The following is a 19,329-nucleotide window of genomic DNA, read 5'->3' on the forward strand; positions in this document are numbered from 1 at the left end:
CGAGGCGCGCCTTTTTCCGGCGTCAGCGCCGGTAGCTGCGGGCGAGCGTTTCCGGGTCCGCCCCGGCCCAGTAGCGGGTCAGCGTCCAGAGGTTGCGCGCGCCGCGCCTGAGCCAGCCTTGTCTTTGGTATTTTCCGGCCGAGGTGACCGCGGTGGCGGGCAGACCGTGCAAGCGGCGGCGCAGGCGACGGGCCAGGGCCACGTCCTCCATCAGCGGCAGGTCCGGGTAGCCTCCAGCCGCATCCAGCGTCGCGCGGTCGATCAGCAGGCCCTGGTCGCCGTAGGGCAGCCGGAACAGCCGCGCGCGCAGGTTGGCCCAGCCTCCCACGATCCGGGGTGCCATCCCCTTTACGTCGAAGACCAGTCGAAAGTGCCAGGCGCCGGGCTGCGTCAGGCCGGCCAAGACCGCATCGGTCCAGCCGGGGGCCAGCCGGGTGTCTGCGTGCAGGATCAGAAGCCAGGCGCCCTCGGCCTCGGCAATGCCCCGCCGGATCTGCCCACCACGCGACGCGGGGCCGGTAACGAGGCGCGCACCGGCGGCCTCGGCGATGGCGCGGGTGGCGTCCTGAGAGCCGCCGTCGCTGACCACCAGCTCGCGGATCAGCCCGGCCTGCAACCCCTCGCCCAGCGCGCCCAGGCAGGCGGGCAGGTGGTCGGCCGCGTTCAGCGTGGGGATGATGACGGAGATTGGCGCGCGCATGACCTGTTCACCCTTGATCACCTCGCCTATATGCCGCTGCAACGGGAAAGGAAAAGCGAATGTCGGACGACAAGCGGACAGTCCTGCGGGTCAGCGGCCCCCAGGCGACGGAGTTTCTCCAGGGGCTGGTGACGAATGACGTGGTCCGCCTGAAGGACGGGCTGGTCTATGCCGCCTTGCTGACCCCGCAGGGGAAATACATGGCGGATTTCTTCCTCGTGCCCGATGGCGATGACGTGCTGGTCGATCTGCCCGAGGCGCTGGGGGATTCGGTAGCGCAGCGGCTGGCCATGTACAAGCTGCGCGCGCCGGTGACGATCTCACCGACCGAGATCGTCGTGACGCGCGGCACCGGGCCGATGCCCGAGGGCGCATTTGCCGATCCGCGTCATCCTTCGCTGGGCTGGCGCGGCTACGCCGGCCAGCCGGGCCAGGATGCGGACTGGGACGCGCTGCGTGTGGCGGCCTGCGTGCCTGAGGCGGGGGTCGAACTGACGCCCGACACTTTCATCCTCGAAGCCGGGTTCGAACGGCTGCACGGCGTCGATTTCCGCAAGGGCTGTTATGTCGGCCAGGAAGTGACCGCGCGGATGAAGCACAAGACCGAGCTGCGCAAGGGCCTGGCCGTGGTCGAGGTCGATGGCACGGCCCCCGTCGGCACCGAGATCATGGCCGGGGACAAGCCCGCCGGGACGCTCTACACCCAGTCGGGTGGTCGCGGCATCGCCTACCTGCGCTTTGACCGCGCCGGGGACGAGATGACGGCCGGGGACGCGCGGGTGCGCTGGGCCGGCTGAGCGGACCGGGCGCGCTGTTTCGGCACACCCGGTCCGGGGTCATGCAAGCACATCCAGCGGCTTTTCGAACACCTGCAAGGACAGCTGCGCCCCTGCCCCGCGCATCAGGGCGGCACTCGCCCCGTTGAAGGCGTGGACGCGGCTGATCCAGCCGGTGCAGCCTTCGGCGCGGATGTCCTGCTCGAACCGGGCCATCAGCCTTGCGCCCAACCCGCGCCGCCGCCAGATCGGCTGGACGTAGATGTGATCCAGCAGCGCCTTGCGGGCGGCGAGTTCCAGCGCCGTCGCGGGACGATCCACAGGCCGCCACATCAGGTAGCCCCGCGGCACGCCCTCGGTGCGATAGATCAGCAGCTGCGCGCCGTCGGCCATGGCTCCGGCGAGGATGTCACCCAGGTCTGACCGCCTGCCCGCGGTGTGAAACCGCTCGGGCAGATGGGTCGCGTGCAGCGCGTTGAGCGCATAGAGCATGTCGGCCAGAGCGGGCAGGTCGGTGTCGCGGGCGGTGTCGATCATGAAAAAGCCTCCTGGCGGGTGGGCCGGAGGCTTTGGTTTCATGGTGTCTGTCACCCCCGGCAGGTTCGGGGGATGTGCGCGCGGGCCCCGAGGTCAGGCGCGCTCGGAATACTCGAGGGTTTCGGTGTTGACGATGATCATCTCGTCCTGCCCCACGAAGGGCGGCACCGTGATGCGCACGCCGTTGTCCAGCACGGCAGGCTTGAAGCTGTTGGCGGCGGTCTGGCCGCGCACCACCGGCTCGGTCGAGACGATCTTGCAGGTCACCTTGGCCGGGAGGCGGGCGCTCAGCGCTTCGGCGTCGTGGAATTCCACCGCGATGGTCATGCCGTCCTGCAGGAAGGGGCGGCGTTCGCCGAGGATCTCGGCGTCCAGCTGGACCTGTTCGTAGGTCTCGGCGTCCATGAAGATCAGCTGGCCAGCGTCTTCGTAGAGGAACTGCATGTCCTTGGTCTCGAGCCGCACGGCCTCGACCTTGTCGGCCGAGCGGAAACGCTCGTTCAGTTTGGAGCCGCTGCGCAGGTTCTTCATCTCGACCTGGGCAAAGGCGCCGCCCTTGCCGGGTTTCACATGGTCGACCTTGACCGCCACCCAGAGGTGGCCGTCATGCTCCAGCACATTGCCGGGGCGGATTTCGTTGCCGTTGATCTTGGGCATGAGTCAGAACCATGGCGAAAGGTTGATGATTGTTCGACCGCCCCTATATCTGGCGCACAGGTGCGTGGCAAGACAACGTATCTCGTGCTGCACCCGCAGAAAGCCATGCGTTTTTTGCATAACTGCTATGCAGCAATGGGGTATCCGAATCGAAGCGAATGCGCCATAACCCCCGGTACGCCGAAAAACACAAGAGCAATAATCAAAGGTCGAGACATGAAGGATTTCGTTGACAGCACCGCTTTCAACGCCGAACAGGGCAACCGCGCGCGCAAGCTTTTTGCGGCGGTGGTGCTGGCTGCCCTCGACGATGCGATCGCAGACGACAAGAAGTATGGCAACGGCCCCGAGCAGATCGCCCGTTGGGCGCGGTCGCGCGACGGTCGCGAAGTGCTGTCCTGCGCCGGGATTGACCCGAACGAACGTGTGGTGGCCGGACTTATGGACTTTGTTTCCAAGGGTGTGCGGACCTCTGTTGCGCTGTCGCGCGAAGAGAGCGAGCGCCGCAACGCGGCCCAGCAAGCCGAAGCCGCCTGACACCAGACCGACCGACTTCATCCAGCGCGCCCCTTCGCGGGGCGCGTTTTTTCGTCTGACCCGGCGTTGTTTGCGTCTTGTCACCTGCGCTGTCAGAAACGGCAAGGCGCCGCCCCCGACGGATCAGGCGCCTGCGCATGCCCGTGCCGGCAGTGTGGTTGTCAGTCGAAGTCCTGGCTCATCAGCACGCGATGAATCTCGCGGCGGACCAGCTTGCGGACGTTGCGCGTGATGCGCTCACCCAGCACACCCTGCAATTCTTCGCGGATGATCTCTGCGACCATGGCATGCAGCGCTTCTTCGCTCAGTTCGGTCGCGCCGGATGCTGCTGCCGGCGGCAGGTCGTCCCGGTCCAACACGGCAGGCCTGGGGTCTGCCGCGGCGGGTGCATGGTCTTCCCACTCCAGCGTGGAGTGTCCCGTACGGCCCATGTGACGCACGAAGGCGGGTTTCTCTGATGGGGTGTCGGGTTCGGCCAGATCGTCGGCTGCTGCGTCGTCCGGGCCTTCGCTCACCGTATCGGCCACTTCGGGCGGGAACGTGGTGCGGGCCGCCTCGGCCACGGCTGAGACGTCGATCTCGGGAAGCTCTGCCGCTGGCAGGTGTTCGAGTTCCGCATCGTCGTCCGGTGCGTCTTTGGGTTCGGGCTGCAACGTCGACAAATCGGCGGCACGGCTGTCCCCTGCGTCCTCGGCCTCTGGCACGTCCTCCGCCTGCTCGTCCTCTTGCGCATCGGGCACGGGGGTCCAGCGGTGCGACTGGCGATGCAACATCTGTTCCAGCGTGGCGATCTTGCGCTCAAGCGCGGAGTCGTGGTCCGGTTCGGACGGCTCGACCATCGTTTCGGGTTCGCCTTCTTCGGCCCAGCCGTCAAAAACCGACTCAAGCCGCGGCGCATCCACTACGTGATCAAGATCGTCGTCCTCGGAGGCCTCGGCGGCCTCGGTCAGCTCGGCGCACAGCGCTTCGAGCTGTTCAGCCGCGGCCTCGTCCTGCTGTTCCGGCTCCAAGTCTTCGGGACCGGACAGGTCATCCCCCTCGGGCTGGTCATCGTCCAGCGAGAGATCGGCATCCTGGTCCGGATCGGACAGGATTTCCTCTGGCTCCGCCCGAGCCGCATCATGCAGCAGAAACGCCGCAGGTAGCGCAACTGCCGCATCCTCCTGCGCGAACGCCTGTTCCTCCTGAACGACCGCCGGTTCCAACTGCGCGACCGGAGGTTCCTCCTGCCCGGGCAAGAGCGTTGGCGCCGTCAGTATCATCGGGGGTTCCGCCGGGTCCGCGGCTTGGGGTGGCTCGGGCTCCGGAACGCGCAGCGCCGGGGACAACACCAGCCGCTCGGCCAAGGGCGCAAGTGCGGGCGCAGGTGCGGGTGCGGACACGGGGCGACGCGGGCGGGCATCTTCGGACACCAGCCGGCGGATCGAGGACAGCACGTCCTCTATTTGTACATTGGTCACGCGATCTGACATTGTTCCTGCCACTCTTGCCTCGGGCCAGAGTGTACCCGCAAAGCCGCGCCCCGCACAACAGATGCAGAAAAAACTACTCTTTTCCGAGGGCCTTCAGGACACGGTCCAGTTCGGCCCCCTGCTTGCTGCGCTTCATCGGCGCGCCCTTGACCAGGTTGTAATAGGCAGAGGGATCAAATTGCGGCACATCAAGGTGCAGCGCCTCGGCGGTCAGCAGGCCCAGCGACGCCAGCACCTGGTAGGCGGCGATGGATTCGTTGACCTGCGCGCTGACGAGGCTGGCGCGCGCGTCGAGCAGTTCCTGTTCCGCGTCCAGCACGTCCAGCGTGGTGCGGGCACCCAGCTTGGCCTCTTCGCGCACCCCCTGGAAGGCGACGGTCGCGGCGCGCACCTGCTCTTCGAAGGAGGTGCGGTTGGCCTGCGCGACGCGCAGGGCGGCATAGGCCTCGCCCACGTTCAACTCGATCCCCGCAAGCGCGGTGTGCAGCCGGCCCCGGGCGGCGTCACGGCTGGCGATGGACTGACGCACCGCCGAGTCGAGCGCCCCGCCGGAATAGATCGGCCCGCTGGCGCCCAGCGTGATGGCCCCCCCGCGCGAATACTCGCGGTTGTCGAGACTGCGGTCCACGCCGTAGGAGCCTTGCAGCGTCACGGTCGGCTTTTTCGCGCCCTCGGCGATCTGGATGGCAATCTCGGTCGCCGTCACCGCATGCTGCGCGGCGATCAGTTCGGGGTGGCGGCGCAGCGCCTGCGCCTTTGCCTCGGCCACGCTGGAGGGGATCTTGGGCAGCGCGCGCGGGTTGATCAGGTTGCGCGGCTTTTCCCCGACGGCGGCCAGGTATTCCTCGCCCGCGACCAGCAGGTCGCCCTGGGCTGCGGCCAGCGCGGCACGGGCCTGCGCCAGGCGCGCCTCGGCCAGGGCCACGTCGGTGCGCGTCACCTCGCCCACCTCGAACCGGTCGCGCGCCGCGCGCACCTCCTGGTTGATGACCCGGACGTTGTTTTCACGCAGCGACACGGTCTGCGTGTAGCGGCGGATGTTCATGAAGGCGGCGACGGCGCGGAACAGCACCTGCTGTTCGATCGCCACCAGCTCGGCGCGGGTGGCCAGCACCTGCTCCTTGGCCGCCTCGATGGCCAGCTTGTTGCGGCCGCCGCGGTACAGCACGATCTCGGCGATCAGGTCGATGCTGGCGGTCTGGGAGTAGAAGCCGCTTTCGCTGAAGGTGCGCACACCGGTCAGGACGTTGGTCTGGAACTGGCCCGCCACGCCATACTGCCGGCGGACATCCGCCGTCCATCGCAGCACCGGGCGCAGCTGGGCGATGGCCTGCGCCACGTCCTCGTCCGCGGCGCGCAACGTGGCGCGGTTCTGCTCGATCAAGCCGCTGTTCATGTAGGCGGCGGTCAGCGCCTCGGCCAGCGTCTCGGCCCAGGTCGGGACGGCCATCGACATCACGAGAGCGACCGACGCGGCCCCCAAAGCGCATTTCTCACGAATCCTGCCGAGCACGAGTTTCCCCCGTTCCTTTCTCGACTGCCGCCGCGGCCCGAATTTCAGAGCGCGAATTCAGCCTCTTTTTCAAAGCCAGAGATCACCGGCGCCGTTCCGTTGAACGCGGACCGCCAGGTGATCCTGCCATCCAGTTTATGACCTATGCGCACCGTGCCAAGAGCCTTCTCCATGAAGATCACGGCGATGCGACCGCCTTCCTTCAGTTGCGCCTCCAGCGTCTCGGGCAGAACCTCGACCCCGCCCTCGATGATGATGGCATCGTAGGGGCCATGCTCGGCCGCGCCCGCGGTCAGCGGGCCGGTGTGCTGCATGACGTTGTCGGCGTGGTGTTCGGACAGCAGCGCCTGCGCTTCGGCGACCATTGCCTCGTCTTCCTCGACCGAGACCACCGCTTCGGCGATGCGGGCGATCACGGCCGACGAATAGCCCAGGCCCGCGCCGACATCGAGCACGAGGTCGTTGTTGGTCAGGTTCAGGGCGTCCAGCATCTTGGCGAACAGGCGTGGGTCCAGCAGGACACGCCCGCCCCCCAATTCGACATCGCCGCTGACATAAGCCGCCTCGATGCGGTCACGCGGCACGAAGGCCTCGCGCGGGATGGTCAACATGGCGTCGATGATCGGGAATTCGGTCACGTCCGACGGGCGGACCTGGGTATCGACCATCATGCGGCGGCGGGTGGCAAAGTCTGTCATGTACTAAACTCTTCCGTTCAGAACCTTGCACAGGGTTGTGCCACAACCTCTCCCCATCGGCAATGTCTGCCGCGTCTTTTCCGGCGGGCCGATTGGTCGCAACCGCGGGACGTTGCCTCGCTGCACCAGCCGCCCGGCTGCCGTGCCGGAGGATGTCTCAGGCCGCGGGGGCGCGGGCGGCCAATTCGGCGTCACCGGTGGCGAGGCGTTGATCGTTCAGCGAAACCACGAACAGCAGCACGGGAATGGCGACGACGCCCCCCACCGGCCCCCACAGCCACAGCCAGAACACGATGGAGAGAAAGACGAACAGCGGGTTCAGCCGCATCTGGCGGCCGACCAGCGAAGGGGTGACGAACTGCGCCTCCATCCCGTTCAGAAAGAGAAAGATCGCCGCAGGCACCACCACCATGACGCCGTCAAAGTTGATCAGCCCTGCCAGCAGCAGAGACACGGCGACCAGCGCGGGCCCGATGTAGAGTGCAAAGTTCAGCAGCGCCGCCGCAAAGCCCCAGACGATGGCAAGCGGCAGGCCCAGTGCCGACAGCGCCAGCGTCAGCGCGACGCCGAGCCCGAGATTGATCAGCGTGATCGTGCCGAAATAGCGCGCAACCTGCCGTTCGGCGCCGTCGATCCGGGCCCGGAGCGGCGCGCCGCCCACCGCGGCGCAGAGCGAGGCATAGAGGGTCTGGCGACTGGTCAGCGCGAAATACAGCGTGCCGAGGAAGACCAGCACCTGGCCGAGGATGACCGGTGCAAACAGCGCGGCGTCGAACGCGGTGGGCATGGCCACGCCGCGCTCGCCATCCTCGCCCGCGGTGCCTCCGGCCGCCCCAAGCAGTTCCTCGTTGATTTCCTTGAGTCCTTGCAGCGCCGAGCGCAGTTCCCACAGCAGCGACCTGAGTTCCCAGCGGATTGTCGGCACCTCGTCCCAGACCCGCCAGACCAGCGGTTCCGCCATGAGCAGCAGCGCCCCGCCGCCCAGCAGGAAGGTCAGCAGGATCAACATGGCGGCGGCGCTGCCGGGCAAACCGGCGCGGCACAACCGGTCCTGCACCGGCCCCAGCACCACCGCAACCACGAAGGCCAGCAGCAGCGGCGCGGCGATGGGCCGCGCGACCCAGAGCGCGGTGAGAGTCGCCAGCACCGCGAGGACGGTCGCCGAGACGCGCAATGATCGGGCAAGTTTGACGGTTTCGGGAATCGCCATGATGTCAGTCCGCGCGCTTGCGCGCGCTGCGCGCCGCGTCGAGCCCGACGAGAAAGGCCTCGGCCAGGACGAGGTGACTGATCGCCTGGCGTGACGGCGCGGGTGGAGGCGCATCATGCCGCTTGCGCACAAGCAGCAGCACCACTCCGCCCAACAGCAGGTAGATGCCGCCCAGGGTCTGGGCGGCAAAGAGCGGGCCCTGCCACGACGCCAGCGCGAGCCAGGCGGCCTGGGTCAGGAAACCCAGCCCGATCGCCACGAGCACCCCGCCCATCAGCCCGGCGACGCCCCGGCGCAGCGCCGCCCGGGCCCGCGTTTCGATCATGGCAAGCATGCCTTACCTCCGCGACAGAAGCAGGCCGGCCAGAAAGCCGACACCCGAGGCGATCAGCAGCGCCGTTCCAGGCTGTTCGCGCACCTCCGCCTGGGCGCGGGCGGTCAGCGCTTCGAGCCGCTCCTGAGCCTGGTTGCCGGCCGCTTCGGTCTGGTCGCGCAGATGGGTCACCTTTTCGCGCACTTTCTGCGCCGCGGCGTCCTTCCGCTTGGCCCCCATGTCCGCGATGAGTTCGGTCAGGGCCGAGATATCCTTGCGGATCGTCTCGATCTGCTTGCCCAGCGCCTCGGTTTCGCTCTGGATGCTGGTCTCGGTGGCTGGGGTCTTGGTCCCGGTCTGGCTGGCCATGGTTTCCTCCTTGGCAGTGTGTCTGTCTCCCTCACCCAACTCCGCCGACGCGATCCGGTTCCCCGGACCGGCCGTATCATTGCTGGCGCGGCGTCCGGCGGGGACAATCAAGGGTTGCAATCAATACAGACAATCGGCTGTGTTGCATTGCGTCGCAGCGCCCTTAACGTCGCGTCAGGCGGGTGAGGGGAGAGACCCGCCACAACCCTGGGGAGGAACATTCATGAAACGTATTCTGACCAGTGCCGCGGCGCTTGCGATCTCGGCCGGAATGGCCGCGGCGCAGGGCGCAGACGTGCCGGACAACCTTGAAAAGCTGGGACAGTTCAAGACCACAGGCACAACCGAATTCACCTTCATCGAACAGGGCGGCGCCTATGCCGAGGGCATCAAGCGCACGCTGGAGAAGATCAAGCTACCGGACGGTTTCAAGATCGAGCTTTACGCCGTGGTGCCGGACGCCCGCCACATGGCGGTGGGCCCGCAGGGCATCGTGACCTTTGTCGGCACCCGCAAGGACAAGGTCTGGTCGGTCACCGACCGCAACAAGGACCGCATCGCCGACGAGGTAAAGGATTTCGCGCCGTCGCTGCAATTCGCGATCCCGAACGGCCCCTGCTTCTCGAAGGACGGCTTCCTCTATATCGCCGAGCAGAACCGCGTGCTGCTGTTCCCGGCGGCCGAGTTCTTTTACGAAAGCCCGGACGTGGCGGCCTTCAACCTGGTGGCGCAGGGCGACCTGATCCCGGTGGACGAAGAGAGCTACAACCACACCGCGCGGGTCTGCAAGATCGGGCCGGACAACAAGATCTACATCTCGCTGGGCCAGCCGTTCAACGTGGCGCCGCAGGAAAAGCTGGACCTCTACAGCGAATGGGGCATCGGCGGCATCATCCGCATGAACCTGGATGGCACCGGGCGCGAAGTCTACACCTACGGCGTGCGCAACTCGGTCGGGCACGATTTTCACCCCGTCACCGGCGAGCTGTGGTGGACCGACAACCAGGTCGACGGCATGGGGGATGACATCCCGCCGGGCGAGCTGAACCACCAGACGGCGATGGGCCAGCACTTTGGCCACCCGTGGTACGGTGGCGGCGACGTGCGCACCAACGAATACGCCGGCCAGGACGTGCCGGTCGAGGTGGTGATGCCCGCGGTCGAAACCATCGCCCACGCGGCGGACCTGGGCATGACCTTCTACACCGGCAACATGTTCCCGGAGAAATACAAGAACGCCATCTTCTCGGCCCAGCACGGGTCGTGGAACCGGACCGAGCCGGTCGGCGCGCGCGTCATGGTGACCTACATCGCCGAGGACGGCACCGCCACGATGGAGCCCTTTGCCGAGGGCTGGATCGACGAGAACGGCGAATACCTGGGCCGTCCGGTCGACGTGGCGCAGCTGCGGGATGGGTCGATCCTGGTGTCGGACGACCTCGCCGGCGCGGTCTACCGCATTAGCTACGAAGGCATGTGATGCGGCTTGCCCTTGTCATCGCTCTCGGCGGGCTCACGCTCGCCGGGGGCACCCTTGCGCAGGAGGCGGGTGATCCCGAAGCCGGGCGCAAGGTCGCCAACATGTGCCGCACCTGCCACGGGCTGGACGGCTATGCCAAGATCCCGATCGCGCCGCACATCGGCGGCGAGCAGGCCGGCTACATCGTGCACCAGCTGACCGCATTCCGGTCCGGCGAACGCCAGCACGAGATGATGAGCGTGGTGGCCGGCGGCCTGAGCGACACGCAGATCGCCGACGTCGCGGCCTGGTATGCCTCGCACACGGCGGTGGCCACGCTGAACGCCGACCCGGCGGGCGCGCCGGAGGGCTGTGTCGACTGCCACGGCGCCGACGGCATCGCGGTGTTCCCGGACGCGCCCAACCTCGCGGGTGAAACCAACATCTACATCGTCACCCAGCTGAAGGCGTTCCGCACCGGCAAGCGCACCCATGAGATCATGAGCGACATCGCCTCCGGGCTGACCGATGACGAGATGCGCGCCGCGGGCGACTGGTACGCCGCCGTCATGCTGGATATCCGAAAGGACAATTGATACAAACGCGAATTCCGGAATATGTTTCCGCCGATGCTTTACCAAGTATCGCACTGTGCTAGTTTCGGTCATGCTCAGGAAATGAGCGAAGGATCCCGCGGAGCGAACCGCGGGCAAACTGGGAGGACTACATGTCAAAGATCATCACGCGCCGGCGCGCGATGGGCCGCATTGCGGGCTTCGGCGCCGCCGGCCTCGCCGCACCGCACATCGCGACCGCCGCCTCGCACGGCACCACCTGGAAGATCCAGACCAGCTGGCCCGGCGGCGCCGGCCTGCAAATCTTCAAGGACTGGTGCGCCACCATCGCCGAGAAGACCGGCGGCGAACTGGCGTTCCAGCCCTTCGGCGCAAACGACGTCGTCGGTGACTTCCAGCTCTACGACGCGGTCAAGAACGGCGTCCTGGACGCGGTGAACCCCTTCACCATCTACGCGCAGGGCATCATCCCGGCGGCGACATTCCTGACGTCCTACCCGCTGGGCCTGCGCAACCCGCATGAATTCGACGTGTTCTACTATGGCCTTGGCGGGCTCGAGATCGCGCGCGAACTCTATGCGGCGCAGGGCATGCACTTTGTCGGCCCCGTGCACCACGGCCCGAACATCATCCACTCCAAGGTTCCGATCCGCTCGATCGACGACTTCCGCGGCCGCAAGATGCGCCTGCCGGGCGGCATGGTCGCCGAAGTCTTTACCGAGATCGGCGCCGAAACCACCGTTCTGCCCGGCTCGGAGATTTTCCCGGCGCTGGAAAAGGGCACCATCGACGTGGCCGACTACGTGGGCCCGGCGGTCAACTACTCGCTCGGCTTCAGCCAGGTGACCAAGTACATCTCGATGGGCCCTCCCGGCTTCATGTCGGTATACCAGCCGGTCGACATCATGGACATCACCGTGGGCAAGCCCGCCTGGGATGCGCTGTCGCCGCAGATGCAGCAGTTCGTCGAGATGGAGACGCATGTCTATTCGGACATGCACCACGCCGCGATCCAGAAAGCCGACCAGGAAGCCTGGGCCAAGTTCGAGGCCGACGGCACCGAGGTCACCCGCCTCACCCAGGACGACGTGGAGATCCTGACCGAGGTCGCCGTGCCGATCTGGTTCAAATACGCCAACCGCGACAAGAACGCGGCCCGGGTGTTCAAGATCCAGCTAGATTACATGATGTCCGGCTCGCTCGGCTACGTCGATCCGTCGCTGATCGAAGGCCTGGAACTCGATCTCTGATCCGGCACGCGCCTTGTGCGTGACACGAGGGCCCGCGCGGACGTGCGGGCCCTTCCTGATGCCGTGAGGCACACCAACTAGCAGAACAGGAAGACGGGGGCATGCCGAGTCTGGACTTCACCCTGCCGCACTGGGCCTACTGGGTCGGGCTGATCGCGTTTCCGCTGATCGCCATGACCCTGGCCAAGCGGCCCCGCCCCAAGGTCAATCGCTATTCGAACGGCCTTGGCTATTTCATTCTGGTCACCGGGGGGATGCTGGGCCTGCACCGGTTCTACGTCAAGAACCTGCTGGGCCTGGCCTTCATCCCGGTGTTCCTGGTCATCCTCTACGCCAATGCGCAGGGCCAGGACGCCCGCAGCGTGGTATCGGACGCCGCCAACGTGGTGCGCACCGCCGAACGGACGCTGGAACGCGAACGCGAGCGGGTGCAGACCGCCGAGGCGGACCTCCCTGCCCTGCGCGAGGCGCTGGCCGCGGCCGAGGACGAGTCCTTTGCCAAGCGGCGGGCCGAGCGCGACGTGGAGCGCGCCGAAGAGCGGCTGGCCAACGGCCGGGCGCTGATCGAAAAGGCCGAGACGGAACTGTCGACCGCGCTGCCCGCCGCCGAGGCCGCCCGCACCGAACTGGCGCGATGGAGCACGATCGCGCGCTACGCCTTCTACCTGCTGCTGGCCGCCATGGCGGTGGACGCCGTCCTGATGCCGGGCATGATCCGCAAGGCCAACGACAATCTGCCCGACCACGTCGAGGAGACCGAGGCCGAGCGCGCGCTGCGCGAACTGGAAGAGGCCGAGCGCAAGGAAGACGCCGACTATGTCTCCAGGGGCTGGACCGGCTGGCTGGACCGGATTTCGCTCTACTCGGGGGAATTCGTCGCCTACTGGGCGGTGATCGCGGTCTTTGTCTACTATTTCGAGGTGGTCAGCCGCTATGTCTTTGGCTCGCCCACCAACTGGGCGCACGAGGCGATGTACCTGATGTTCGGGATGCAGTACCTGATCGCCGGGGCCTACGCGATGCTGACCGAAAGCCACGTGCGGGTCGACATCTTCTATGCGCCGCTGACCCGCCGCAAGAAAGGCTGGACGGATCTATTCACCTCGATCTTCTTCTTCATCTTCGCCTTCACCCTGCTGTTCACCTCCTACAAGTTCGCGCTGGACGCCAACGCCGTCGCCACCGGCAACAGCCTGGTGTCGGAGTGGGCACGCGGCAACATCGGCTTCTTCGAGATGCTGGGCAGCTGGAACATGGGGCAATGGACCGATCCGAACACCCGCTGGGGCGAAATCAGCTTCAACGAATGGGAGGTCCCGCTGTGGCCGATGAAATGGGTCATGGTGATCGGCGGTCTGACCCTGGTCTTGCAGGGAATATCTAAACTCGCGCAGGACATCCGCGCGATCCGGGAGGGTTGAGATGGGTCTCGAAATCGGTATCGAGTGGCTCACACTCATCATGTTCGGCTCGCTGCTGGCGCTGCTCATGGCAGGTCTGCCACTGGCCTTCGTCACCGGCGGCCTGGCCTGCGTGTTCCTCTTCGTGCTCGGCGACGAGCGCGCGCTGAACATCGTGCCCGGGCGGATCTTTCCGCTGATGACCAACTACCAGCTCTCGGCGATCCCGCTGTTCATCTTCATGGCGGCGATGCTGGAAAGGGCCGGCATCATCAACGAGATGTTCGACGTCATCTACAAGGTGCTGGGCGGGTTGCGCGGCGGCCTTGCGGCGGCGACGATCCTGGCCTCCACGGTCCTCGCGGCCATGGTGGGCGTGATCGGCGCGGCGGTGGTGACGATGGGCATCATCGCCCTGCCCGCCATGCTGAAACGCGGCTATGACCCCAAGATCGCCATGGGTTCGATCATGGCCGGCGGCACGCTGGGCATCCTGATCCCGCCGTCGATCCTGGCCATCATCTACGCCGTTGTGGCGGAACAGTCGGTGGGCGAGCTGTTCATCGGCGCGGTCATCCCCGGCCTGATGCTGTCGGGCATGTACATCCTCTACGTGGTCATGCGGTCGGTCATCAACCCGCAGCTCGGCCCGCCGATCCCGATGGAAGAGCGGATCGACACCGCCGCCAAGATCCGCCTGATGGGCAACATGTCGGCGCCGATCGCGCTGATCGTGATCGTGCTGGGCGTGATCTTCACCGGAGTCGCGACCCCGGTCGAGGCCGCGGGCATCGGCACATTCGGCGCCTTCATCGTGGCCGCCATCCACCGCAAGCTGGACTGGCAAACGGTGCGCGAGGCCTCGCTGACGACGCTAAAGGCCAGCGCCATGGTGATCTGGATCATGTTCGGCGCGACGATCTTTGTCGGGCTCTACGTGCTGGAGGGCGGTCAGCAGTTCGTTCAGGACGCCCTGGCCGCCACCGGCTTTGGCCCCTGGGGCATCCTGATCCTGATGCAGGTGGTGCTGGTAATCCTGGGCATGTTCCTCGACTGGGTCGGTATCCTGCTGCTCTGCGTGCCGATCTTTGTGCCGATCATCAAGGCGCTGGGGGCGCAGGCCTTCGGGCTCGACAGCCCGGACGACCTGGTGCTGTGGTTCGGGGTGCTCTACCTCGTGAACATGCAGATGAGCTTTCTGTCGCCGCCCTTTGGTTACGCGCTGTTCTACCTGCGCGGCGTCGCCCCCGCCGAGATCCCGATGACGGACATCTTCAAGTCCGCCCTGCCCTTCCTTGCGCTGCAAGTGGTGGGGCTGCTGCTGTGCATGTTCTTCCCGGAGATCATCACCTGGCTGCCAAGACTGGTCTACGGTTGACCCATCGAAGGGCCGGGGCGAAAGCTCCGGCCCTTTGCCATTCAGGGCAGCGGTTTTGGCTTGCACCGGCCTTTGCCGGCGATTAATACAGCAAAACCACGGTCGGCGAGTTGGCGGAGTGGTGACGCAGCGGATTGCAAATCCGTGCACATGAGTTCGATTCTCATACTCGCCTCCACATCCCTTCACAGTCAGGCCGCAGTTGTTCGTCGATGGATGCCACGCATCCGATCATCCGTCGTGAACCTCCGCTTTTCGTCTGGCATCAGTGTCTCTCCCTGAGCCCTGAGACCGACCAAAGGTGAGGGCGCGACAGGCGATCGCCGACATCCGCCCTCCGACTGAAACCGGTCGAGGCCGTCAGGACCAGGTGCGTGATGTCGGCGTTGGTGCGCGTCTGTCCAGCGGTCCACCATCGCCGGCATGATCCGGGTCACTCCGCCGCTTGTCACGCGAAACCACCTGGCGTCCTGCTCATGGTCTTCGCCGACAACCAGCCCTTCCGGGATGCGCACCCCGCTGTTGATGATCGCGCGGGTGATCCTTGTAGAGCACTGGGCAGAAACATGGGGCATCACCAGCGACTCCCCCGGCGCGCAGCAGGAATGCGTGCGCACGAAGGACGACACCAGCGAGTTGCGGATATACGCACCCAAAATGGTGCGCCTGTTTGGTCCCACGGTTTGATGGCGTGATCCTTTCGCAGGAATGGAAGGAAGCCCTATGGGACAAGCCCGTCATGGCAGCGCCCCGCATTGTTGCCCGGCAGGCGATTTGCATGGCAAATCCGCCGAAGGCGCGCGCACGCCGTCAGAGCGGCAATACAGCGATCTCAGGCTTCGCTCCTTGTCACGCAGCACAACGTCACCCCCAATCCTGCCCACCATCGCATCACCTCCAGGAACCGCTCCAGAGTATGAGACGGATTACAGGTCCGGGTGATTAGGTGTTCCATCCCGGATGATCACATGGACCCTCGCCGGTCTGCCCTGTTCATGGCAGGGTCGGTCCAGCGCGAGGTTCGGGAACTGTCGCGCCTTCCGCGGAAACGTCCCGCGCCGGGTGCGCGGCCCTGCGCGTAACGGGCAAGGCATCCGCCCCGGTATGCCGAGCTACACGACGGGGTGGTCAGTCGCGCCTGACAGTGGCAATTGCTGGCCCCCCCGGCCAACGCGGACGTATCGCGGCGCAGGGCACAAACGCGCCGGAGGCTCTTGCAGGCCAGCCGCAAGACGACCGCCTTGACCGCGAAGCAGGCGGCCGCTGGATGCACCTGCTCATCGCGCGCAAAGGCGCAAATTCGAAAACCGCCGGGAAGGCGCGACAACCAGCGCCTCAGGCGATGGACACGATCCGCCCATCCTCCAGCGTCAGGATCCGGTCCGCGCGGTCGAGGATCCGGTTGTCATGCGTCACCAGCAGGGTCGATGTGCCTCGCGCGGACCCCAGCCGCTTGAGCAGGTCGACGACATCGGCGGCGCTGTCCTTGTCCAGCGCCGCCGTCGGTTCGTCCGCAAGGACCAGCGACGGGTTACCAACCAGCGCGCGTGCCACCGCCACCCGCTGTTTCTGCCCGCCCGACAGGTTGGCCGGCAGGTAGTCCACCCGGTCGGACAGGCCGACAAGGTCCAGCGCGCGGATTGCGGCGCGCGTCGCCAGGTCGTCCGGCACGCCGGGGCGGACCTGTACCCCCATCAGGACGTTTTGCCTGGCCGTCAGGCTTTCATGCAGGTTGTGCGACTGAAAGATGAAGCCCAGCCGCTGGCGCAGCGTTGTCAGCTCTGCATCCGTCGCGCCGTGCAACTCGCGCCCCATCAGCGTGACGGACCCGTCCTGCACGCGCCGCAGGCAGCCGAACAGGGTCAGCAAGGTGGTCTTGCCGGACCCGGACGGCCCCATCAGCACCGTCAGGCTGGCGCGCGGCAGGGTCAGGTTGATGTCGAAAAGGGCCTGCTTGCGCGCCTCTCCGGTGCCGAACCAGTGGTTCAGGCCGCGCGCCGCGACGATCGGATCACTGTCCACGGCGCCCTCTCAGAACAGGTCGGCGGGGTCGGCCGCCGCCAGCCGCCGGGTGGCGATGACCCCCGACAGGACCGAGAACACGATTGTTCCCAGGAACACCATGACCGCCATGCCCGGCGTCATGGCCAATGGCAGGGTCGTGGCCTTGCCCATCAGCGTCAGGATCGCGGTGCCCACCGCGACCCCCGGCAGGAACCCCAGGACGCCCAGCACCAGCGCCTCTTCGACGACGACGCCGAGGAAAAAGCCGGGGCCATAGCCCATGGCCTTGAAGGTGGCGTATTCGCGCAGGTGGTCGGCCACGTCCGCCGACAGCACCTGGTAGACGATCACCAGCCCGACCAGCACACCGATCAGCACGCCAAAGCCGAAGATGATCCCGGTGGGCCGCTTGGTCTGCTGGTAGCGCAGGTCTTCCTGCCCGGCGTCGGCGTAGCTTCGGATGCGCAGCGTCGGGTCCGAGATCAGGCCGCGCAGGCGCTGCGCGACCACCGCCACATCGGCACCGGGGCGCAGGCGCAGCAGGATGTGATCGGGCGCGCCCGAACTGCGCGCGGCGAACATCGACAGGAAGGTCTGGTCGGACACGAGCATGTAGCCGTCGCCGCCAAAGCCCCCGCCGCCGGAAAAGGTGTCCAGCGCGGTCAGCGTCCGGCCCTGTGTCTCGAACGACAGCGGCGTGTGGGGACGGATCGCGGCGGCCTCATCGCGCGACAGGCCGCGGGCCAGTCGGTCGATGATGGCCACGTCCTGGACCTGCAACAGCACGGCATCGGTGGCAATGTCGGGGGACAGAAAGTTGGGTTGGCCGGGATCGACGCCGAAGGTCGTGAAACTGATGTCCTTGCCGCCCCGGTCCCAGGGCGCGTTGCCGACGAACAGGCCCATGCCGGACACCACGTCCGGATCGGCAAAGGCCTGCAACATCCACTGCCGCGCGACATTGCCGCCTTCGGCCAGGGCGTTGGCATCGGAGGCCGAGATCATGATGTCAGCCCGGAAAAAGGTGTATGGCTGCAGGGTCGCGGTGGCCATCGAGTTCATGATGCCCAGTTGGACAAAGACCAGCACATTGGCAAAGGCGACCCCGGCCAGCGCCGCGAAGAAGCGGCCGCGCTTGTGCGTCAGTTGCAGCCAGCCAATCGGAAGACGGCCGAATATCCGTTGGAGGATGCGGCTCATTGCGCGACCCGGGCCACGGCGCCGGTGTCGACCCGGGCCACCGCCTCGAGCCCGACAAACCGCGCGGCAAGCCGTGACGAATCGGCATCCAGCGACACCAGAACCCGGATCACCCGGGCGTCGGAATTGGCCGCCGCATCGTCCGAGATCAGGCCCTGCCGCCCGACGGTCAGGCCGATGCTGGCCACGGTTCCGCGCAGGGTCCGTCCCAGTGCTGGCGCCGCCAGTTCGACCGGCTGGCCAATCGCCACGGCGCTGATGCGATCCTGCCAGATCTCGACCTCGGCCATCATCACGTCGATGTCGCCCATCTCCATGATGCCTTCGCCCGGCGGGCGCTGCCCCGGCGTGGCGTGGATGTCCAGGATCGTCCCGTCGATCGGGGCGCGGACCTCGGCCCGGGCCAGGTCCATCCGCGCGCGGGACAGCTCGGCCTCGGCGGCGGCGACGTTGCGGGTGGCGACGACGATGTCGGGCTGGTCGTCCAGCGCATCGGATGCGAACCGCGCCAGCGTCGCCTCGGCCCGCTGCACCGCCAGCGCGGCTTCTTCGGCCGCCGTGCGCGCCGCATCCCGCGTGGCGTCGGTGGCGACGCCGCGCTCTGCCAGCCCTTCGGTCCGGGCCAGGGTGAGTTCCGCCTCGCGCCCGGCCGCGCGGGCCTGGTCCAGGGTGGCCTGCGCCTCGGCCCGGCTGGCGGCGATCGCACTGCGGGTCTGGGCCAGCGTGGCCGCGCGCACCGCCAGGTTGGCCTCGGCGGTCAGCACCGCGCCTTCCAGCGCCTGGCGGTTGTCCAGCAGCGCCAGCGGGGTGCCGCGCGTCACGCGATCCCCGATCGTGACGAGGATCTCGGCCACCCGGGCATCGCCCGCGCCGTAGGGCGCGGCCACGATGGCGATGTCGCCGCGCGGCATCAGCCGCGCCAGCCCCACCACGTCTGTCGGCAACAGCGTCTCGGCCATCTCTTCGGGCAGTTCGATCTCGGGCGGCAGGGCGATCGGGCTTCGGGCGCCGCCGCCGGGCTGCAACCCGGTCAGGGCGTAGAACTTTTGCAGCGCAGGCGGCTGGTAGTACATGCCGATCACCCCGCCGGAAAACAGGAAGACCGGGATCAGAAGGACCAGCAGGAACCGCGCGCGGAACCCGCCGCGCCGCCGCGTCGCCGCAGGCCCGCCCGTCTCCGCTGTCCGACCCAGGTCAAGCGGCAGATCGGGGGTGTCTTTGGCGGTCATCGTCGGCGTCCTTCAGAGGGCTGACGCCAGGCACAGGCATCAGTCGCGGTCT

At 66.9% G+C, this 19,329-nt stretch carries 20 protein-coding genes and 1 tRNA gene; 8 read left to right on the forward strand and 13 right to left on the reverse strand.

The annotated features are described in order from the left end of the window. Nucleotides 1-22: 22 nt before the first annotated feature. Complete coding sequence (locus MAA8898_RS13110) at nt 23-700, reverse strand: TIGR04283 family arsenosugar biosynthesis glycosyltransferase (RefSeq protein WP_094021528.1); 678 nt, start codon at nt 698-700, stop codon at nt 23-25. Nucleotides 701-759: 59 nt separating this feature from the next. Here MAA8898_RS13110 and ygfZ point away from each other — a divergent pair, with 59 nt between their 5' ends. Further along, nucleotides 760-1,497, forward strand: a complete 738-nt coding sequence (gene ygfZ, locus MAA8898_RS13115; protein ID WP_094021464.1) for a CAF17-like 4Fe-4S cluster assembly/insertion protein YgfZ — start codon at nt 760-762, stop codon at nt 1,495-1,497. Between the two features lie 39 nt (nt 1,498-1,536). Here the strand turns inward: ygfZ and MAA8898_RS13120 are convergent, their stop codons facing one another. Beyond that, nucleotides 1,537-2,013, reverse strand: a complete 477-nt coding sequence (locus tag MAA8898_RS13120) for a GNAT family N-acetyltransferase (RefSeq protein WP_094021465.1) — start codon at nt 2,011-2,013, stop codon at nt 1,537-1,539. A gap of 93 nt (nt 2,014-2,106) precedes the next feature. After that, entirely contained in the window at nt 2,107-2,670 is a 564-nt protein-coding gene (gene efp / locus MAA8898_RS13125) for an elongation factor P (RefSeq protein ID WP_094021466.1), read from the reverse strand. A 216-nt stretch (nt 2,671-2,886) separates the two neighbouring features. Here efp and MAA8898_RS13130 point away from each other — a divergent pair, with 216 nt between their 5' ends. Further along, nucleotides 2,887-3,207 (forward strand): DUF6280 family protein, encoded by a 321-nt coding sequence (locus MAA8898_RS13130; RefSeq protein WP_094021467.1) that lies wholly within the window; start codon nt 2,887-2,889, stop codon nt 3,205-3,207. Nucleotides 3,208-3,368: 161 nt separating this feature from the next. On the opposite strand, the gene MAA8898_RS13135 is transcribed toward MAA8898_RS13130, so the two are convergent. The 6 genes from MAA8898_RS13135 to MAA8898_RS13160 form a co-directional block, all read right to left on the reverse strand. Continuing rightward, nucleotides 3,369-4,553 (reverse strand): hypothetical protein, encoded by a 1,185-nt coding sequence (locus MAA8898_RS13135; RefSeq protein WP_176445152.1) that lies wholly within the window; start codon nt 4,551-4,553, stop codon nt 3,369-3,371. 199 nt (nt 4,554-4,752) lie between these two features. Beyond that, nucleotides 4,753-6,135, reverse strand: coding sequence for a TolC family outer membrane protein (locus MAA8898_RS13140; RefSeq protein ID WP_094021529.1), 1,383 nt, complete (start codon nt 6,133-6,135; stop codon nt 4,753-4,755). A 101-nt stretch (nt 6,136-6,236) separates the two neighbouring features. Further along, nucleotides 6,237-6,890, reverse strand: a complete 654-nt coding sequence (locus MAA8898_RS13145; RefSeq protein WP_094021469.1) for a protein-L-isoaspartate O-methyltransferase family protein — start codon at nt 6,888-6,890, stop codon at nt 6,237-6,239. Nucleotides 6,891-7,047: 157 nt separating this feature from the next. Continuing rightward, nucleotides 7,048-8,100, reverse strand: a complete 1,053-nt coding sequence (locus MAA8898_RS13150) for an AI-2E family transporter (protein WP_176445153.1) — start codon at nt 8,098-8,100, stop codon at nt 7,048-7,050. A gap of 4 nt (nt 8,101-8,104) precedes the next feature. Then, a complete protein-coding gene (locus MAA8898_RS13155) occupies nt 8,105-8,434 on the reverse strand; it encodes a phage holin family protein (protein ID WP_094021471.1) in 330 nt (109 codons plus the stop codon). A 3-nt stretch (nt 8,435-8,437) separates the two neighbouring features. Beyond that, nucleotides 8,438-8,782, reverse strand: coding sequence for an ElaB/YgaM/YqjD family protein (locus MAA8898_RS13160; RefSeq protein WP_094021472.1), 345 nt, complete (start codon nt 8,780-8,782; stop codon nt 8,438-8,440). 223 nt (nt 8,783-9,005) lie between these two features. Between MAA8898_RS13160 and MAA8898_RS13165 the strand changes: the two genes are divergently transcribed. The 6 genes from MAA8898_RS13165 (at nt 9,006) to MAA8898_RS13190 (ending at nt 15,022) form a co-directional block, all read left to right on the forward strand. Beyond that, nucleotides 9,006-10,262 (forward strand): PQQ-dependent sugar dehydrogenase, encoded by a 1,257-nt coding sequence (locus tag MAA8898_RS13165; RefSeq protein WP_094021473.1) that lies wholly within the window; start codon nt 9,006-9,008, stop codon nt 10,260-10,262. Continuing rightward, a complete protein-coding gene (locus MAA8898_RS13170) occupies nt 10,262-10,837 on the forward strand; it encodes a c-type cytochrome (RefSeq protein ID WP_094021474.1) in 576 nt (191 codons plus the stop codon). The genes MAA8898_RS13165 and MAA8898_RS13170 overlap by 1 nt, the downstream gene beginning before the upstream one ends. Nucleotides 10,838-10,968: 131 nt before the next feature. Beyond that, on the forward strand, nt 10,969-12,066 hold the full coding sequence (gene dctP, locus MAA8898_RS13175) for a TRAP transporter substrate-binding protein DctP (RefSeq protein WP_094021475.1): 1,098 nt from the start codon (nt 10,969-10,971) through the stop codon (nt 12,064-12,066). 101 nt (nt 12,067-12,167) lie between these two features. Beyond that, nucleotides 12,168-13,487, forward strand: coding sequence for a TRAP transporter small permease subunit (locus MAA8898_RS13180; RefSeq protein ID WP_094021476.1), 1,320 nt, complete (start codon nt 12,168-12,170; stop codon nt 13,485-13,487). 1 nt (nt 13,488) lies between these two features. Next, nucleotides 13,489-14,844, forward strand: a complete 1,356-nt coding sequence (locus tag MAA8898_RS13185; RefSeq protein ID WP_094021477.1) for a TRAP transporter large permease — start codon at nt 13,489-13,491, stop codon at nt 14,842-14,844. 104 nt (nt 14,845-14,948) lie between these two features. Further along, a tRNA-Cys gene (locus MAA8898_RS13190) sits at nt 14,949-15,022 on the forward strand. A gap of 13 nt (nt 15,023-15,035) precedes the next feature. On the opposite strand, the gene MAA8898_RS27405 is transcribed toward MAA8898_RS13190, so the two are convergent. From MAA8898_RS27405 to MAA8898_RS13215, 4 genes are all read right to left on the reverse strand, one after another. Beyond that, nucleotides 15,036-15,524, reverse strand: coding sequence for a GlgC family sugar phosphate nucleotidyltransferase (locus MAA8898_RS27405; protein ID WP_442403414.1), 489 nt, complete (start codon nt 15,522-15,524; stop codon nt 15,036-15,038). 655 nt (nt 15,525-16,179) lie between these two features. After that, nucleotides 16,180-16,866, reverse strand: coding sequence for an ATP-binding cassette domain-containing protein (locus MAA8898_RS13205; RefSeq protein ID WP_094021479.1), 687 nt, complete (start codon nt 16,864-16,866; stop codon nt 16,180-16,182). Nucleotides 16,867-16,875: 9 nt separating this feature from the next. Next, a complete protein-coding gene (locus tag MAA8898_RS13210; protein ID WP_094021480.1) occupies nt 16,876-18,048 on the reverse strand; it encodes an FtsX-like permease family protein in 1,173 nt (390 codons plus the stop codon). Further along, a complete protein-coding gene (locus MAA8898_RS13215) occupies nt 18,045-19,277 on the reverse strand; it encodes an HlyD family efflux transporter periplasmic adaptor subunit (protein ID WP_094021481.1) in 1,233 nt (410 codons plus the stop codon). Before MAA8898_RS13215 ends, MAA8898_RS13210 begins: the two co-directional genes overlap by 4 nt. Nucleotides 19,278-19,329: the final 52 nt, after the last annotated feature.

Origin of the sequence: Antarctobacter aquimaris (genome assembly GCF_900184945.1) — a bacterium.
Taxonomy (GTDB): Bacteria; Pseudomonadota; Alphaproteobacteria; order Rhodobacterales; family Rhodobacteraceae; genus Maliponia; species Maliponia aquimaris.

Coding starts and splice junctions, on each gene's coding strand:
- MAA8898_RS13180 (WP_094021476.1), top strand. CDS start 12,168: ATGCCGAGTCTGGACTTCACCCTGCCGCACTGGGCCTACTGGGTCGGG.
- MAA8898_RS13145 (WP_094021469.1), bottom strand. CDS start 6,890: ATGACAGACTTTGCCACCCGCCGCCGCATGATGGTCGATACCCAGGTC.
- MAA8898_RS13160 (WP_094021472.1), bottom strand. CDS start 8,782: ATGGCCAGCCAGACCGGGACCAAGACCCCAGCCACCGAGACCAGCATC.
- MAA8898_RS13120 (WP_094021465.1), bottom strand. CDS start 2,013: ATGATCGACACCGCCCGCGACACCGACCTGCCCGCTCTGGCCGACATG.
- MAA8898_RS13210 (WP_094021480.1), bottom strand. CDS start 18,048: ATGAGCCGCATCCTCCAACGGATATTCGGCCGTCTTCCGATTGGCTGG.
- MAA8898_RS13215 (WP_094021481.1), bottom strand. CDS start 19,277: ATGACCGCCAAAGACACCCCCGATCTGCCGCTTGACCTGGGTCGGACA.
- MAA8898_RS13110 (WP_094021528.1), bottom strand. CDS start 700: ATGCGCGCGCCAATCTCCGTCATCATCCCCACGCTGAACGCGGCCGAC.
- MAA8898_RS13150 (WP_176445153.1), bottom strand. CDS start 8,100: ATGGCGATTCCCGAAACCGTCAAACTTGCCCGATCATTGCGCGTCTCG.
- MAA8898_RS13170 (WP_094021474.1), top strand. CDS start 10,262: ATGCGGCTTGCCCTTGTCATCGCTCTCGGCGGGCTCACGCTCGCCGGG.
- dctP (WP_094021475.1), top strand. CDS start 10,969: ATGTCAAAGATCATCACGCGCCGGCGCGCGATGGGCCGCATTGCGGGC.
- MAA8898_RS13130 (WP_094021467.1), top strand. CDS start 2,887: ATGAAGGATTTCGTTGACAGCACCGCTTTCAACGCCGAACAGGGCAAC.
- MAA8898_RS13140 (WP_094021529.1), bottom strand. CDS start 6,135: ATGTCGATGGCCGTCCCGACCTGGGCCGAGACGCTGGCCGAGGCGCTG.
- efp (WP_094021466.1), bottom strand. CDS start 2,670: ATGCCCAAGATCAACGGCAACGAAATCCGCCCCGGCAATGTGCTGGAG.
- ygfZ (WP_094021464.1), top strand. CDS start 760: ATGTCGGACGACAAGCGGACAGTCCTGCGGGTCAGCGGCCCCCAGGCG.
- MAA8898_RS13165 (WP_094021473.1), top strand. CDS start 9,006: ATGAAACGTATTCTGACCAGTGCCGCGGCGCTTGCGATCTCGGCCGGA.
- MAA8898_RS13155 (WP_094021471.1), bottom strand. CDS start 8,434: ATGCTTGCCATGATCGAAACGCGGGCCCGGGCGGCGCTGCGCCGGGGC.
- MAA8898_RS13185 (WP_094021477.1), top strand. CDS start 13,489: ATGGGTCTCGAAATCGGTATCGAGTGGCTCACACTCATCATGTTCGGC.